The sequence below is a fragment of the Leifsonia sp. McL0607 genome (genome assembly GCF_049993355.1).
Lineage (GTDB): Bacteria > Actinomycetota > Actinomycetes > Actinomycetales > Microbacteriaceae > Leifsonia.
In genome coordinates, this window is the sequence record NZ_CP188253.1 from 3,805,397 (window position 1) to 3,820,343 (window position 14,947).

General features: G+C 65.7%; 22 protein-coding genes. 15 read left to right on the forward strand and 7 right to left on the reverse strand.

The window, feature by feature from the left end; translation table 11 throughout:
- Window positions 1-7 precede the first annotated feature (7 nt).
- The 9 genes from ACPPVW_RS18355 to ACPPVW_RS18395 all read left to right on the forward strand — a co-directional run bounded on the left by ACPPVW_RS18355 (window position 8) and on the right by ACPPVW_RS18395 (window position 5,051).
- On the forward strand, window positions 8-979 hold the full coding sequence (locus tag ACPPVW_RS18355; protein ID WP_426624487.1) for a hypothetical protein: 972 nt from the start codon (window positions 8-10) through the stop codon (window positions 977-979).
- Between the two features lie 49 nt (window positions 980-1,028).
- The gene (locus tag ACPPVW_RS18360; RefSeq protein ID WP_426624488.1) at window positions 1,029-1,598 is read left to right on the forward strand and encodes a hypothetical protein; all 570 of its coding nucleotides are present in this window, start codon (window positions 1,029-1,031) and stop codon (window positions 1,596-1,598) included.
- The gene (locus ACPPVW_RS18365; protein WP_426624489.1) at window positions 1,595-1,999 is read left to right on the forward strand and encodes a hypothetical protein; all 405 of its coding nucleotides are present in this window, start codon (window positions 1,595-1,597) and stop codon (window positions 1,997-1,999) included. Before ACPPVW_RS18360 ends, ACPPVW_RS18365 begins: the two co-directional genes overlap by 4 nt.
- Complete coding sequence (locus ACPPVW_RS18370; RefSeq protein WP_426624490.1) at window positions 1,996-2,301, forward strand: hypothetical protein; 306 nt, start codon at window positions 1,996-1,998, stop codon at window positions 2,299-2,301. The genes ACPPVW_RS18365 and ACPPVW_RS18370 overlap by 4 nt, the downstream gene beginning before the upstream one ends.
- Before the next feature lie 58 nt (window positions 2,302-2,359).
- Entirely contained in the window at window positions 2,360-3,253 is an 894-nt protein-coding gene (locus ACPPVW_RS18375) for a hypothetical protein (RefSeq protein WP_426624491.1), read from the forward strand.
- A gap of 77 nt (window positions 3,254-3,330) precedes the next feature.
- Complete coding sequence (locus ACPPVW_RS18380; protein WP_426624492.1) at window positions 3,331-3,663, forward strand: hypothetical protein; 333 nt, start codon at window positions 3,331-3,333, stop codon at window positions 3,661-3,663.
- The gene (locus ACPPVW_RS18385) at window positions 3,653-3,907 is read left to right on the forward strand and encodes a hypothetical protein (protein ID WP_426624493.1); all 255 of its coding nucleotides are present in this window, start codon (window positions 3,653-3,655) and stop codon (window positions 3,905-3,907) included. Before ACPPVW_RS18380 ends, ACPPVW_RS18385 begins: the two co-directional genes overlap by 11 nt.
- A 56-nt stretch (window positions 3,908-3,963) precedes the next feature.
- The gene (locus ACPPVW_RS18390; protein ID WP_426624494.1) at window positions 3,964-4,350 is read left to right on the forward strand and encodes a hypothetical protein; all 387 of its coding nucleotides are present in this window, start codon (window positions 3,964-3,966) and stop codon (window positions 4,348-4,350) included.
- Window positions 4,350-5,051, forward strand: a complete 702-nt coding sequence (locus ACPPVW_RS18395; protein WP_426624495.1) for an RES domain-containing protein — start codon at window positions 4,350-4,352, stop codon at window positions 5,049-5,051. The genes ACPPVW_RS18390 and ACPPVW_RS18395 overlap by 1 nt, the downstream gene beginning before the upstream one ends.
- Before the next feature lie 14 nt (window positions 5,052-5,065).
- On the opposite strand, the gene ACPPVW_RS18400 is transcribed toward ACPPVW_RS18395, so the two are convergent.
- The 3 genes from ACPPVW_RS18400 to ACPPVW_RS18410 form a co-directional block, all read right to left on the reverse strand.
- Complete coding sequence (locus ACPPVW_RS18400) at window positions 5,066-5,362, reverse strand: hypothetical protein (RefSeq protein WP_426624496.1); 297 nt, start codon at window positions 5,360-5,362, stop codon at window positions 5,066-5,068.
- 9 nt (window positions 5,363-5,371) lie between these two features.
- The gene (locus ACPPVW_RS18405; RefSeq protein ID WP_426624497.1) at window positions 5,372-5,599 is read right to left on the reverse strand and encodes a hypothetical protein; all 228 of its coding nucleotides are present in this window, start codon (window positions 5,597-5,599) and stop codon (window positions 5,372-5,374) included.
- A gap of 73 nt (window positions 5,600-5,672) precedes the next feature.
- Window positions 5,673-5,945, reverse strand: a complete 273-nt coding sequence (locus tag ACPPVW_RS18410) for a hypothetical protein (protein WP_426624498.1) — start codon at window positions 5,943-5,945, stop codon at window positions 5,673-5,675.
- 306 nt (window positions 5,946-6,251) lie between these two features.
- On the opposite strand from ACPPVW_RS18410, the gene ACPPVW_RS18415 reads away from it, so the two are divergent.
- Window positions 6,252-6,437: a hypothetical protein gene (locus tag ACPPVW_RS18415; RefSeq protein WP_426624499.1), complete on the forward strand. Its 186-nt coding sequence runs from the start codon at window positions 6,252-6,254 to the stop codon at window positions 6,435-6,437.
- Window positions 6,438-6,796: 359 nt separating this feature from the next.
- On the opposite strand, the gene ACPPVW_RS18420 is transcribed toward ACPPVW_RS18415, so the two are convergent.
- Window positions 6,797-7,444, reverse strand: coding sequence for a hypothetical protein (locus tag ACPPVW_RS18420; protein WP_426624500.1), 648 nt, complete (start codon window positions 7,442-7,444; stop codon window positions 6,797-6,799).
- A gap of 33 nt (window positions 7,445-7,477) precedes the next feature.
- Window positions 7,478-7,831 (reverse strand): hypothetical protein, encoded by a 354-nt coding sequence (locus ACPPVW_RS18425; RefSeq protein WP_426624501.1) that lies wholly within the window; start codon window positions 7,829-7,831, stop codon window positions 7,478-7,480.
- 267 nt (window positions 7,832-8,098) lie between these two features.
- Between ACPPVW_RS18425 and ACPPVW_RS18430 the strand changes: the two genes are divergently transcribed.
- Window positions 8,099-8,572, forward strand: a complete 474-nt coding sequence (locus ACPPVW_RS18430; protein ID WP_426624502.1) for a hypothetical protein — start codon at window positions 8,099-8,101, stop codon at window positions 8,570-8,572.
- Between the two features lie 202 nt (window positions 8,573-8,774).
- Here ACPPVW_RS18430 and ACPPVW_RS18435 read toward each other — a convergent pair whose 3' ends face one another.
- The gene (locus ACPPVW_RS18435; protein WP_426624503.1) at window positions 8,775-9,038 is read right to left on the reverse strand and encodes a helix-turn-helix domain-containing protein; all 264 of its coding nucleotides are present in this window, start codon (window positions 9,036-9,038) and stop codon (window positions 8,775-8,777) included.
- 753 nt (window positions 9,039-9,791) lie between these two features.
- Here ACPPVW_RS18435 and ACPPVW_RS18440 point away from each other — a divergent pair.
- From ACPPVW_RS18440 to ACPPVW_RS18450, 3 genes are all read left to right on the forward strand, one after another.
- Window positions 9,792-10,508 (forward strand): SOS response-associated peptidase, encoded by a 717-nt coding sequence (locus tag ACPPVW_RS18440; RefSeq protein WP_426624504.1) that lies wholly within the window; start codon window positions 9,792-9,794, stop codon window positions 10,506-10,508.
- Window positions 10,505-11,407 (forward strand): PIN domain-containing protein, encoded by a 903-nt coding sequence (locus tag ACPPVW_RS18445; RefSeq protein WP_426624505.1) that lies wholly within the window; start codon window positions 10,505-10,507, stop codon window positions 11,405-11,407. The genes ACPPVW_RS18440 and ACPPVW_RS18445 overlap by 4 nt, the downstream gene beginning before the upstream one ends.
- Window positions 11,408-12,435: 1,028 nt before the next feature.
- The gene (locus ACPPVW_RS18450; protein WP_426624506.1) at window positions 12,436-13,482 is read left to right on the forward strand and encodes an IS110 family transposase; all 1,047 of its coding nucleotides are present in this window, start codon (window positions 12,436-12,438) and stop codon (window positions 13,480-13,482) included.
- A gap of 18 nt (window positions 13,483-13,500) precedes the next feature.
- Here ACPPVW_RS18450 and ACPPVW_RS18455 read toward each other — a convergent pair whose 3' ends face one another.
- The gene (locus ACPPVW_RS18455) at window positions 13,501-13,887 is read right to left on the reverse strand and encodes a hypothetical protein (RefSeq protein WP_426624507.1); all 387 of its coding nucleotides are present in this window, start codon (window positions 13,885-13,887) and stop codon (window positions 13,501-13,503) included.
- 612 nt (window positions 13,888-14,499) lie between these two features.
- On the opposite strand from ACPPVW_RS18455, the gene ACPPVW_RS18460 reads away from it, so the two are divergent.
- Entirely contained in the window at window positions 14,500-14,895 is a 396-nt protein-coding gene (locus tag ACPPVW_RS18460; protein WP_426624508.1) for a hypothetical protein, read from the forward strand.
- The last annotated feature ends 52 nt before the right edge of the window (window positions 14,896-14,947 follow it).

Consider the following 14,947-nt stretch of genomic DNA (forward strand, 5'->3'; position numbering starts at 1 on the left):
TCCGCCTGTGACGAAGGATGAGCGCGCGGCCGAAGAGACGTTGCAATATCAATTGCTGCTCATCGACTCGATCACAAGACATGCGGGAGTGGGACGGCACGACCTGGTCGTGGCAGGCTCAGAACTCGCCACCGACGACTCGCTTCTTGGCGGCCACCCGACCAGCCATCTTGTCGGACATTGCCTCTCGGTCTCGATCGATGCACTGCAAACTGTTCACCTGATTCTCACGGACTCGAGCACGGGCGGTCTGCGTGTGCCAGTAATGGGGCAGTACCCCGTGTTGCGTACATCGATTGAATCCGCATCGCTCGCTGTGTGGCTCTTAGCACCCGATGTCCGTGAAGAGCGCGTTTGGAGGTCGTTGAGCGCCCGCATCGACGAAATCCACCATGACGACCACCTAGTGACCGTGCTGACAGAGGCAGAACCGACCGATACGAAATCGGAACTTGCCGCGAAGCAAAAGCAGAGACGCGAAAACAGTGCTGAGTCGCGCAAGCAGAAACGACGCATCAGAGAGTATGCGGCGTCCGCGGGCGTCCCGATGGAGGGCATCAATCCAGGCCTTCCGGGCTTCGGTCCGATTGTCCGGGATTCTGGCGAAACTATGGGAAGAAGCGGCATCCATACGCAAGGGATTTGGTGCTACATCAGCGGTCTTACGCATCCTTCCGTAAAGAGAAGTGTCGCTGCCTCAGATATCGAACGACTTGCAGCGGGTGACGGGCTCGCAGCCCGCTTTACCGCCAACCTCCCCTCAGTCGTGATGGCGGTAGACGCCGCCATTTCAGCTCACATTGCGGCATTGAAACTACTCGCGAGGCGCGGAAGCATTGCGGAGATCGAGTGGTTTCCGGGGCCCGGATTTCCTCTCCCCCCGGGATATGCGGCCCAAGCTGAAGATGGGAGTTCGGCAGAGCCCCGGGTGCCCAGCGCGACGACCCGGCCTGAGCGGTCATCCGCTCCTGCCTGGTAAAACCGCGAAATGACTTGACGCTTTCGTGGCGATATGTGACCATGTTTTCATGTCCGATATCGTGCAGATTTCGCAAGAGCCGCACGGCTGGCAGGTCGAGCTACCCGAGCAGGTGCAATTCGGGTACGTACGCCTGGCGGATGCCCAACGGCGCGCCGCACGGCTGATCGAGGATCCAAGCTGGAGCGCAGTCCGCTGGGAGTACTGCGACGACTTCATGCAGGAAGCCGCCGAGCTATTCGAGCGGCGAGAAGCATGGAAGCTCGAACAGGCCGCGATCGCTGAACAGACGGCGACGGTGATCCAGAACCTCGCTCTGCAGGGCCTTGCGATCGGCGATATCGCCGCGGCCGTCGGGGTTACGCGCGAACGCGTGGGTCAGCTCGTCGACGATCTCGCCGAAGAGATGTGGGGCGAAGGTGACCCGAACCAGCCTCTCCAGTTCGTCCGACTGATCCTCGAACGAGGCTGGAAGAACATCCGTGGCTACGGTCCACCACCCCGGGAGATCACTTGGGCCGGTCGACGTTTCGTGCCGAACGGCGTCGCGTCCGGATCCATGGGGCAACCAATGCGCCACAGCTACGTCCAACAGGAGCAGAACGGAGTCGCCTTATGACCGCGAACTACCCGGGCCAGGCAGCGCTTGACAAGCTGGCCGAGGACTGGAACGCCGACGACGAGATCACCATCGAGCAGGATCCGACCCGTCGCCGCAGCGTGAAGATCATCGTGAGCACCCGGTCCGGCTCTGGCTCAGAGTTGGCCATCACCCCGGGCGAGGCCACCCAGCTTTTCAGTCAGCTGGGCGAGCAACTCGGGCTGAGCGAGGGGCTCCGGAGCGTTCAGGACGCGATCGAAACGGTCAACGCTGGGTGGGTTCGCCTCGAGTCTGCGCGAACGCTCCTCGAACAGGCCGACGCGCTCGTCGACCTCTCGAACAGCATTCACCACCTCATCAGCCACCACCCCGGGTTCGACGTCGAATCCGGCACCATCATCACCAAGGAGAATTCGTGACCAGCTACGAGCAGACTCTCACCGCCAGAACGGAACGGCGCCGACTCGAGAAGCAGTGGCGCCTCGCTGAGCAGAGGAAACTGCTCAAGAGTCAGACGTGGCTTGGCGTGCTCTACGGCGTCGTCATCGGGACGGGGTTCGCGTGGGCGCAGGTCCTGTACACCACCCACGATGGTTACACTCCCGCAATGCTTCCCTCCGCGGCCTCCGTCCTCGTCGGCATTGCAGCGCTGGCCCTCCTGCTCAGCAACCAGAGGCCACGGTTCGACGCGCTGGCAGGAGTGGGTGCGGAGGACGCATGATCGGTCGAGACTCCGCATACAACCGTCTGGAGCGAGCGTTGGTCGCAGCCAGGTTCTGATGAAGCGCCGCACAACCGTCGAGGATCAGTGCTGCAGGCAGGAGCAGGAGCGGCGCCGGCTGGCGGCCGAGTATGGTGCGTGCTCCTGGTGGAAACGATCGCGCCGCCGTGCGATTCTCGCGGAGCTCGAGACGCTCGGCGATCTCGACGTTCTCGCTGGTTTTGTCGCGCGCCGGATCCTACTGGTCACCGCCGGGCAATCGCTCGGCGACGGGCGAAACCCGTTCCACGCTTCCGTATTGGAGAACCTCGATGTTGCCGCAGCGAGACTCTCCGCTTGGTGCACCCGTGAGAGCATGCGCGACCGGTGGGCACGCTACCCTGCCGTGTTCTCACAGCTCACCCCGGCCCACGCGGCCGTAGTCATCCGCGATCAAGTCCAGAGGTTGCAGACGATCGCATGCGACCAGCGCTTCTACGTCGAGCGCTTCCTCGAAGAGGACCGCACTGGTGTCCGGGTTCAGCATGCCGCAAGTGGCTTGCGCGCTGAGTTCACCATCGATCCTGACCCGCCGTTTGGCACCGTCTACTCGAAGCCGTATCGGCTCGGCTCAATCGCGCCTGAGGACCGCGGCCGCACGCACCAGAACTGGGAACCCTACACCCGACTCGGGATCGGAAAACGTATCTATCTGATCGGCGCCGCCATGCTGCCCACCCTCCGCTGGTCGGGTAATGGCCCCTCCGACAGCGCACTCCATGCTCGGCGCGGCCTGCACGCTGCTGACCCTCATCGATGGAAAGGGCCGTGCGGTTGGTGTCGCAAGCGCGATCTCTCCTGGTACTCCGCCTCCCCCACCGATTTCGCCGGCCACCCGATAACTCCGATCCGGTTCGCGCCGACGTTGCTGACGAACCAAGGCGGACATTTCACAGACACTTGGCGCCCATAACAGCGGCATAATCCGGGCAGGAGGTGGTCCCAATGGCAATCCTGGAAGCGCCAACGCCACGTCGGAAGCGCGCACATGTGCGCGCCCTCGAGTCTGATTTTGCCCCCGCCGTGAAGTCACTGGTGGAGACGCTCGGCAAGGGCCTGGTCGCGGTGATCGTCGACCGCGACGTGAAGACCGTCAGCCGTTGGATGAGCGGAGATACTCCGCGAGACGAGGAACAGTGTCGTGTCCGCGACACGTTGCAGATCTGCGAGCTGCTGCTGAGCGGCGACTCCCCCTCCGTGGTGCGCTCGTGGTTCCTAGGGATGAACCCGCAGCTGAACGACGAGAACCCGGCCGAGGTCCTGGCCGACGGTCGCGCGCGCGACGTGATGGCAGCCGCACGGGCTTACGTGAATGCCAGCTAGCGCCGCCCTGGTCGACCTTCCTGCACAACTATTCAGGGTCGAGCGCCCAGAACCGCCGCTGCGCTTCTCCCGCATCACCGCCGAGACGGCCGCCCGGGAGAATGCCGGCAACCGGTTCGATGTCGTCGGCGGCGGCGTGCACTACCGCAATGAGGGCACGGCTTGGTTGCTGCTGCAGGGCCGGCTTGAGGCGTCGTGGGCGACCGTCTCACTGGTCGGTTCGCCAGACTGGCATTGGAGTTGACATTACAGTTGGTATTGATAGTGGTTTTGCGGATGGCCTCGTGATAGCGTGAAGGCATGAGCACCACGATCGCGACCACTGGCCTGAAGGCGTACAACGACTCGATCAAGTACACGGTGCCGCAGATCGTGGACGAGTTGCGCCGTGCGCTCGGGGCGAAGCTGGTTGCCTACATCGCCGGCGTCACCGAGACGCGAACGGTGCGCGAGTGGGTCGAGACGGACCGTCGCCCTTCGCCGACGACGGCCGAGCGGCTGCGGTTGACGCATCGGATCGTGACCCTTATTGGTCAGAGCGAGGGTGAGGCGGTCGTACCGACCTGGTTCCAGGGCATGAATCCGCTCCTGAGCGACCGGTCGCCTGCGCGGGTGCTGCACGAGGATGCGTTCGAGGAGGCAGGCCCGCGGGTCCTCGCAGCCGCCAACGCCTTCGTCGGCGCCTGATGACGGTTCCGGAGATTTCCGTCGTCGACGCCGGCGGGACGATGGTCTGGCGGGTGGGCCGCGCACCGGACCCGTGGGCATGGGTCGACCGACAGTACGCCGGCCACCAGCGCTGGGACGACGCGAACGGCGACTTCCGCACCATCTACGTCGGCGACAGCCTGTACGCCTGCTGCGTCGAGGTCCTGGCGTACGCGCGCCCCGACGTCGACCTCCTGGCCGGCATCGACGAGGATCCAGAAGACGCGGCGGAGTTCCCCGTGCAGCTCGCCGGGACGATCCCGCGCGACTGGATCGGCGGCCGGATGGTCGCAACTGCGACTCTGGACGGCCCTTACGCCGACGTTCGGGCGGCCGAGACAATCGCGGCGCTGCGCCCGCAGTTTCTTCGCCTCGCCCTTCGGCTCGGGTACGCGGACTTCGACGCGTCTGCGCTGAAGAGCGCAGATCCTCGCGAGCTCACCCAGCGGGTCGCCACACACCTCTACGCGCTGACCACCGATGACGGAGCGTCCGTCGTCGACGGCGTCCGATTCGCTTCCCGCCACGGCGACGCGCTCACCATGTGGGGCGTGTTCGAACGCCCAGGCGACGAACCCTCCAGCAGGCACCTGGAGCGGGGCGAAGCCCGCCTGGTCGACGTCGAGGATCCCGATCTACACAGCGCCATGGCGCTGCACCGGCTCAGCTGGCGCGATTGACAACGTCGTAGCGCTCATCCTTCGACGGTGAGGATGTGCAGGAGCCGCCACCCTTCCGGAACCCGAGATCGAAGCGCATCGCGCGCGGTCACGTAGTCGGTCCCTTCAGCCTCGAGCTCCTGTGTTTCAGAGGGGCGGATGCGGGCGGTGGCGACGACGGCACCGCCGGGCGCCATCGTGTTGTTCACCTGGAGCAGGTCGTACCCGGCGGGCATCTGCGCCTCGATCGCCTCGCGTGCCGTCTGCACGTCGTTGGCCGACGCGGTCAGCTCCGTGACCTCGGTGGACTGGATGACACCGCGGATCAGCATGGCCCCAGGCTACGGCGCGCCACCGTCATCCTTCCCCGGCTCGTCGACGAGCTCGTACTCGACCACGTCACAGTCCCAGCCGAGCAGCCGGAATCGCTCGTAGCGGCCGGCGCCGGCGGGGAGGTCAAACTCCGTCGGCGGGCGTCCGCCGAGCGCTGGGACCTGGTGCTCGACGGCCCGATCCGGGTAAAGCAGCCGCGCTGGCATGTGCTGAAACAGGTCCTCGACATCCGCCACGACGCCAGGCTACGCCGCAGGTCTTCCGTCTCCGAGGCGGGAGGGTCGCCGCGACGAGCAGGCGGGCGTCGCGTCAGGGTGAGTATTTCAGCAGCGCGTCGAGCTCGTAAGCGATGGCCCCGGTGGCTGATTCCCGCAACTCGGGCATCGCCAACGTAGCGGACGTCACGGACGAGGCGAGTTCGTGCAGCGTGTCCGGGAGTGCGCTGCCGAGGTCGACGTCGATACCCGCAAGCTCGGCGAGAAGATCCGGAAGGCGACCGAACGGCACGACCAGGTTTAGCTCGTGGCGGGCGGCCGATGTCGCGCGAATTCGGGTCGGAAGATCCTGCGAGTCCTGAAGCATCCTCCATCGTGTGCGCGTCCGGTACGACCGAACCAGAGCGTCGACGCGGCTGTGGATATCTTCGCGATGGTCAGCGGGTACTCGTGAGCCGCCTGGGGCATCTCGCGGAGGACGCTCCCCCGCGCCCCGCGTGCCGCGCGCCCGCAAGCGGCCGCACGGACCAAGGGTCCGAGGCCTCCGCCTGAATTGTCACGCGAAGTCAATCGATGGCGCAGGATGAATCGTGGATATTGCAAAGGGGCGCGCCGTCCCAGCATTATCAACTTACGGTGGGAATCAGTAGGCCCCCTCAATGAGGAGAAACACATGGATCCCGAAGTAGCCAAGCTCATCCGCGACGACCTTCAAGGTGCTGCGAACGCAATCACTCGATACTCCCGCGCGGAAAACCGTGACCAGAACGTATCGGATGCGTTGAATGCGATGCACGGAGCACTGAACCGCTTCTTCGCCGAAATAGCGGAGCCAACATCACCCGGCACCCCCGGATGAGAAGGCCGATACGCACCTCGAGCAGATCTCCGTGCGGGGCGGCCGAGGCGGCCAGCAGCCTGCCAGGTCCGTGACGGAACTCAAGGAGACCTTGTCAGCGCGCTACAAGCTTGACGAGGCGATGTCTGCTCTCCCCCCTCGCTCTGAGCCGCCTGCGGCGTCTCGCGGGGGACGTTCCCCCGCACCCCGCGGGCCGCGGCGCGCAAGCGCACCACGGGACGAGGAGCAGGGCAGGTCGCGGCCTCGGGGTGCAAGCGGTGGCGGCTGGGGTGATCGGGGCGAGCTCGCTGTCGACGAGGTGGTGCGGAGGACGGCTGAGCCGGGTGAAGCTGCTGTGAAGGGTGAGTCCAGTCTGCGGGTCATCCGGTGTGCAGCTGGCGGACGAGCGCGGGTCGCTCGCGGGATCCCGGCGCGAGCATCCCGCGCTCGTCGACGTCGACGTGCCGGCGGTGGATCCGCCCGGTCCGGTCGGTCACGTCCACGGCGAGCTGGTGGCTCGTGAGGAGCCCGTGTCCGGCGCCGATCCCGGCCACAGTGCCGCCGGCGCCAGTGAGGCTGGTGCGGGCGCCCGGCCACATCCCGTCGACCAGGAGCACGCTCTCGTGCTGGCGCAGTTTCCCGGTCAGCCGGGCGAGATCTCCGGATGCCGGACGCGAGCTTGGGCGCACGGCGACGGCGGTCGTGATCTCTACCAGGGTGGAGAGCGCCGGCCACCACTGCTTGCCGGGATGTGGGACGAGTACGAGCCGGTCCAGGTCGACGCCGGCCGCGGCCGCTGCTTCGACACCGAAGTCGGGCATGCCGACCACGGCGCACCAACCGCCGGCGGCCGAGACGCCAGCGAGCATCCCCTGCAGCAGCGTCATCGACCCGCTCACCGTGTAGGCGGCGCCGGTCATCAGCGCCCCATCTGGCAGCAGCTCCGCGATCGCGTCCTGTGTCGGTAGCCGTCGCTCCTCGAGGCGAGAGCCCTGCATGGCGCGGATCCGCGCCTGCAGCTCGAGCACCCGCTCCCCCGCGTCGGCCGCGGGCCGCGATCATCAACCGGCCGGCGTCAACTCACGTGGCCGCCCCGTCCTCGGGTTCAGCCCGGCGATCCACCGGGTGCGCTGCTCCTCGGTCGTGACGATCGTGCCATCCGGCGCGGTCGCTGGCGTCAGGAAGTTCGGCATTCCCAGACTGAGCGCGCACGCCTCGATCGCCTGCTGCAGCTCCTGGTAGTAGCCGAGCGGCCACCGGTCGGCGCGCTTCAGCACCCAGTGATCGACCCGGTACATCATGTGCGTCTCGTGACGATCGCTCCGGGTGGCCGGGCCGTACTCGATCTGGAACACGATTCTTAGCACGTCGTCGAGGACGAGCCAGATGTTCTCCCCCGCATGCAGTACCTTCATCTCAACCTCCAGCATTCGAACATATGTTCTATTGTGGAGCGTGACAGCCGACACTCGCTACCGGCAACCGCTTATCCGTCGACGGCGCACTGTCTCATCGCGAGTGACATGTGGACGTGGCAATGTTAGATTTCTACCTGTCGTCCGACTCTCACATTGACCAAAGGCGATCGTGCAAAGTCGCGTAGCGCAAACGTTGGGGCGCAACCCGCCATCTCGAAAGCGCTGCCGTACTTCGTGGTTGAAAGTCAGATTCAAGGAGAAATCATGAGGAAAATCGTCCGACGGGTCGGTATTGCTGTGTCGGCTGTCGCATTGGCCGCGGGGCTGGGGCTTGCTGTTGCGACACCGGCAAGTGCTGCTTCGAATTGCCAGACGCAGTCGGTGGTCCCGACCGCTGGTGGCTATCTCGCCACAATCTCGTGCTCGGAAACCATTCACTATTGGTCATTCAGCACTGATGGAAGCACGGCGAGCGGCAGCTGGGGGGATTCGCTGCAGTGGAAGACGTTCAAGGGCGTCGGAAACACTCCCACCGACGCTGCCAGCAACGCGGCCTGGATCGCTTACAACTCAACTTCGAGCGTTTACTGCACTGACGTTCAGACATGGCCGGTTGCCGGCGGCTACAACGTGGTCTACACCTGCCCGGGGGGCTACATGCCCTTCCCGAATGCTTCCGGTCCTGATCTGAACACGGCTGTTTCTTGGACAAACTACATGTGGGTTCTCTACCGCTGAAGCCGACTGGACCCCTCTGCTGAGCTTTACCCAGCTCGAGGGGTGGCGCGTCCGGGTGACCCCTGGCTGTCGTGGGTGCATCGCCGGGTCTACAGACCCGGCGATGTGTCGTTGACGGAGAAATCCTCTCGTATATCTCCGGGCACCGAAAGTGTCGGCGCCGGCCGCGTGTGGGTGGTCTCGCCCGATTGCGCCGGTCGACTCACTCGATCTCGTGTGCCGAGTGCCGAGGAGGTCCCGGCGCTGGCAGCTCAACCCCCGCGAGCAGGTCACTTGCCGTGCGGCCGAGCGCGAAGGCGAGTTTGAGTAGAGTGCTGACGCTGGGGAGGCTCGTACCCTGCTCAACCTTCGTCACGGTGGCCAGGTGAACGTCTGAGGCGACGGCGAGCTGAACCGGTGAGAGGCCAGCCGATAGTCGCGCCGCGCGGAGATTCTCGCCCAGTCTCCTGCTGGACGCCTCGGTCATATCTGATCGCCTTCCGCGCCGTCGCCGGTCAGCGTCGGAACGAAATTGAAAGTATCACGAGGCGCTCGTGGAACCGTCGCACCAGCGCTCCAGGCGGGCAAGGCTGCTGAGCTCAACCCACGCTGGAGAGGCTTGGCGGCTGCGATCGCAGCGGTGCGGGATGACGGGTGGAAATGCGACGAGGCCGACGCTGGCATCCTGTAGCCGGAGGCTGGAGCACTACACAGGTCGTCTGCGAAGACCTGCTCGGAACGACCCTGCTCGCCGCGCAGCCTGTACGCCTATCCCCGCGACCAACCGCGTCGAAAAGGCAGAAGACAGGTAGCCGGGGAAGACTCCCGGGCACCTGCCTTCTGCCTTAGGAAACTAGGGCTGCCTGCGGCGGCCCGCGACGTAAATTACGGTCGCGGCAAAAAGGGCTAGGCCAAGTCCAGCGACCAAGATCTCCCAGAGTGGCCACGCGAAAGACGTGAAGAGGAACAGAAGGCCGCAACCCACCACCACGAAAATGAGAAGCCTAGTCACCTGTGGATTTCCGGCACGATCCTTTGTAGTGGACATCTCCATGACAACCTACTAGTTCAAGATGCAGACGATGTAGGTGCCGGCGGCGCTGCCCGCGATCGCGAGCGCCGCCGCGCCTGCTGTCACGGCGTCGACGCCCGGGATTCAAACCGCTGCCAGGGTAAAGGAGGCGGCCGAGCGACCAAGACCCGCGCACCGGGTGCCGGTGGTCGGCGGTACGCTTCGGGCATGTGCGGCAGGTTCGCGATGGATGATCGCGTGAACGCGGAGATCAGCGACTTCGTCGAGACGACGGGGCGCCGGCCCGAGGAGTGGCGGGCGGACTGGGAGGCTGCGTACAACATCGCCCCGACCGAGGACATCCCGGTCCTGATCGACTCGGCCAAGGACCGCGAGCTCCGCTTCAGCCACGCGCACTGGTCGCTCGTGCCGGGCTGGTCCGACACCCTCAAGCTGAAGTTCCCGACGTTCAACGCCCGCGCCGAGGACATCACGACGAAGGCGACCTGGCGTAAGCCCGTCCAGTCGCACCGGGCGATCGTGCTCGCCCGCGGCTACTACGAATGGCAGGGCCCGAAAGGTCACAAGACCCCGTACTTCATCCGCTACCCCGACGGGCAGCTGATGGGCTTCGCCGGCCTCTACTCCTGGTGGCCCGACCGCACCAAGGCTGAGGACGACCCCGACCGGTGGGTGCTCACCGCCACGATCCTGACCTCCGACGCTGTGCAGACCCTCGCCGACATCCACGACCGCAACCCGGTCATCCTCCCCGAGGACATGTGGCTGCACTGGCTCGACCCGTCCATCGTCGGCGACCAGGCGCTCGTCGACGACGCCGTCCGCGCCGGCGTCGCCGAAGCCTCCACTCTGCAGTTCGACCAGGTTGCCCCGTTCAACTCGAGGGAGCAGGGGTCCCAGCTGCTTGAGCCGGTGGCATCGTGAGCCGGCCGCCGGCGCTCCGCGGCGGCACGTCGCCTGAGCACGCCGCGCGCGTCTTTCGCGACGCTGCACGGGATGCCGGAAATGTGAGCGGCCGGCTTACTCCGCAGGCACACGCCGACCAGGAGTACCTCAGCTGGGCTCATGCGCATGCGGGGCCGCTTGCCTCGGTGCTGCCTCCGGAGGAGATGGATCGGCTGCTGTTCACGCGCCGCTACTGCGCGACGTACGAGAACGTAACCGTCAACGCGAACCCGTACCACACGCAGGCGATCGCCCAGGAGCTCGCCGAGCGGCAGGCAGAGCTCGATGCTGCCGCCGACGCGCTGGAGAAGGCCGTGGCCGAGTGGGCCTACAACGACCCGGAAGGATTGGCGCCGCACCGGTGGCACGCCCTTGTGTTGGACACGAACGTGCTCGAGCTGCACCACCAGCAGCTCAGCGCCCTCGATTGGTGGCAGAAGCTCGAACTGGTCGAGGGCGGGCTTCGGCTGGTCATTCCCTCCGTCGTGCGCGACGAACTCGACGCCCACAAACTCAGCAACAACCAGCCGTCGATCAATGGGACGAAGGCCGAGCAACGCAAGCAGGCGAGCCATGCCGTCCGGCTCCTGAACCGCACGATCTCCCAGGGCGAGCACGTTGCTGCCCTAAAATCCCCGACCCGTTCCCGGCTGGAGCTGTACCTGCAGGTCGACGAGCTCGACCACCGCCGGCTACCGTCGCCGGACAACGAGATCGTCGCGCGCGCCCTCGACCTGGCGCCCTACGCCATGCGCGTCTTCCTGGCCAGCTACGACAACAACATCCGGTTCAGCGCCGAGCTCTACGGAATCACCACCCTTCGCCTGGACCACTCCGACGTCGACCAGCAGACCGTGCTCGCCAGCATGGGCGGTTGACGCCGGCGTAGCCGTGCCCGCGGACCCAACGGCTCGGCAGTGGCCGGCGCCCGCCCCGCCGAGCGCGAGTACCGACGCCGCGCCTCACGCGCGTGCTCAATTGGTGTCCGCAGTACCACGGTGATGTCCAACTCGGCCGAGTCCCCGTCGACGAACGACGTCGCAACGAGCTCGACCGGTAGTGCGAACACGCTGAACGCGCGCCGAACCGTGGGGCCGAGTCGCTTGCCGTTGGCCAGCGGCCCGGGAGCGCACACTCTCCCGTCACCGAGCGGCGCAGAGTCACCGGTGCTGGCGTCGTCGGCGCGGAGCTTCGACCAGGTCGTCGGTCACCTGCACAGCCCGACACTCCCCGTGGTTCTGGCCCGGTCCGCCCTGCAGCCGATCTCGTCGCCGGCGCCCCCGGCCCATCGAGGGCCGGGAACCCCGCAGTGCGCGGCCGGTTCGTCGACGCCGGCGGCCTCGAGCGAGGGATGGGAAGCGGACCCGCCTACGGCGGACTGTTCTGACTGAGAGGACCGCGCAAGCGCGGGCTGTTCTTTCTGATTTTGCCGCCATTCTCGGCAGCCCGAACCTATCCGCTCCAGGGTCTGCGGCCAACGGGGCGCCGCAAGCGGCGCTGCGGGGTTGCACGAAAACTTCTCCCCGGCGCAAGCGCTGTTTCAGGGAGAACTTTTCCTGCAACCCCGCAGTAAACCCACTTATGGCCGCAGCCCCCTCCACGGATCGGTTTGGTCTCGCCGAGATGGCAACAAAAAACTCTAATGAGAGCGGCTGGTCTGGGACTAGCTGGCAGACTGGCGTCGATCCTCGGTGACGTGACTCAAACAAAAAATGGCTCACTGTCGTGATGCCCTTCGATCGACTCGTCCGTTCCGAAGATCGGCGCCGGTCTGGCCTGTTCCGATGGCTTGATAGAAGGTCGTCCGCTACGGCGTCGCCGTGGTGTGACTCATTAGAGATGCGCCTCGAAGCAACCACTTCCAGACCGACTGCACTCCTGTTCGCAGACTGGAAGGAGGCGAGCGTTGACAAACGTCGCCGATCAATACGAATTCGTCGTGGGAGTCGATACCCACGCGAAGACCCACACTTACGCGGTCGTGGAGACAACGACCGCGCGCACCCTGGACACCGCGACCTTTCCCACCTCTCCGACCGGACTGTCGCGCGCGCTCGCATGGATGCGACGGCGAGCTCGCGGGTCAACGTTGGTCGCGATGGAAGGGACAGGGTCTTATGGTGCCAACCTGACGCGCGCGGCTCTTGCAGCCGGACTCGACGTCAAGGACGTGCGTCCCCCTCGCCGTGCTGCGCGAGCGGGGCGGGGAAAGTCCGACACCATCGACGCGGAAGCCGCCGCCCGGACTGCACTCGCATCAAGCGTCGAACGCCTGGCCACGCCGCGCGCGGACGGACTGCGCTCCGCTCTGCGAGTGCTCCTGGTCGCGCGCCAAGCACTCGACCAGCGCCGCACCGCCGACCGAAACGCGCTCACCGCACTCGTCCGTAGCTTCCCGCTTGGCATCGACGCGCGACGCCCCCTTTCCGACGCACAGGTTGTCGAGATCTCTGGCTGGCGTCTTCGCCCGTCAGACGATGCGGCGACGGCCACAATCAGAGACGAGGCACGCCGCCTCGCCGCCTCGATCCGGAATCTGACCGAATCGCTCGAGACCAATCGAAACGCACTCTCCCGCCACGTTGACGAGCTCGCTCCCGGTCTCACGGCGTCTCTAGGAGTTGGCGCAATTACAGGAGCGATCGTCCTCACGGCCTATTCACACAGGGGCCGCGTGCGTTCCGAAGCAGCCTTCGCGAGCCTCGGGGGCGTTGCACCGCTCCAGGCATCCAGCGGAAACACGGTGCGGCACCGTCTGAATCGGCACGGCGATCGACAGCTCAACCGGGCGCTCGATGTGATCGCCAAGACACGCATCAGCTGTGACGCCACGACCCGCGCATATGTGGACCGGCGCACTGCTGAAGGTAAGAGCCGTCGTGAAATTCGTCGGAGCCTCAAGCGCTACATCGCCCGCCAGCTCTTCCGCCAGCTCAACGCCATCATGGCGTAGCCGGCCACCAGAGAACGGTCACGCGGACTTGTAAAGACGCGCCGGAGTCAGCGCCCAAAGCAGCAGGGACAACGGAAGCCAGACGGCGGCGACAACCAGGTTCACAATTGACTGGATCATCCACTCACACAGCCCTGCAACCCGTCGATGACGGTCACCGCGCGCGAGATGGAATCCTGCAATTCCGACGCCCAGCAGGAGCCAGAAGCCCCATGCAACAGGCGGACAGTACGCCAAGCCCGCGAAGAGTATCCATGCGGTCGACATCGCGCGCGACTCGGCGACGATGTCGCTCTTCGTCACGTTGACGAGCACGCACATGGCCAGCAGCAGAGCGAAGGTGGTGTTCGCGGCCGACAGGTTTGCGTGCGCCCATGTGTCGGCGTTGCAGAGCCAATCGGCCACCGGTCGAAGCTGCACCCAGGCCGCGACGTTCGCGAGGTCGGCGAGAGGAGTGGACCCTCCGGCCCATGTCGCAAGCGCAAGCGCTGACGCCAGGTAACGGTACGGGGTGTCCCAGTTGAGGTCACGAATGTTCTTGACGGTCGTCGTCGCGGCCGCGGCCGTTGCCGGTTCCAACTAGCGTGCCCGAACGCCATCCGTGCACCGTGTGCGTCGGCCTACCGGGCGACGGGCTTCTGGACTTGGGTCGAGCAATTGCATGAGCTCACGCTACCGAAGCAAGAGGAGCCGCCGCCGGCGGCGCTGTTCCTTTGAGTGGAACGCCTTCGGCGTGCTGTCCTTGCTGGTCTTCTCTCCGCTCCGGCCTGCGATCATAACGGGCTCCGGCAGCTGCGTTCCCGCCGGTCGCTATTTGCAGACTTCGGTCGCAAGCTCCCTCCGCTTAGCAACCGCTCCCTCTGGTCTCTCCGCCGCCTCCACCCGTTCTTGATCTTCGTGCCGGAACGGCGAGAAGAACGATCCGAGGGGTGTGTACCAACACTCCGAGGGCGTCCTCTCGTTTCCGGCGTCAATTTGACACAGACCCATAGAAGGGTCGATCTGGAAGGAGAGCAGATGCTCTGGGGAACGCTTATCGAGCCGACTCACGAATTCGCGGAGTTCAGTGTGGACGATTCCACGCTCGGCGTACGGATGGAGGGCCTACGCGCCGTCCTCGACTGCGCCACCTACACCCGCCTGAACCTGCCCGAGGGGCTGGGCCTGTGGGTGAACGCGGACGAGGCTGCGGACGGCCCGGTCAACCAGGAGGCCACCGCGCTCGCGCAGCGGGCGACGGGGCAGGCTGCGCCGGTCATCCGGGGCAACGCGGTCGTGTTCGGCCGCGACGACTACGGCGCACCGGTCACCCTCACCGATGACCAGCGCGCGACCGTCGTGCTCTGGTGGCGTGTCGCCACCATCCACGGCAGCGACCCGGCGCGGCTGCGCCCCCGCATGGCGCTGCGCTAAACATCCCGCTCATGAAAAGGTCCGGGGATCGAAGCATTCGTACTGCCTCGAT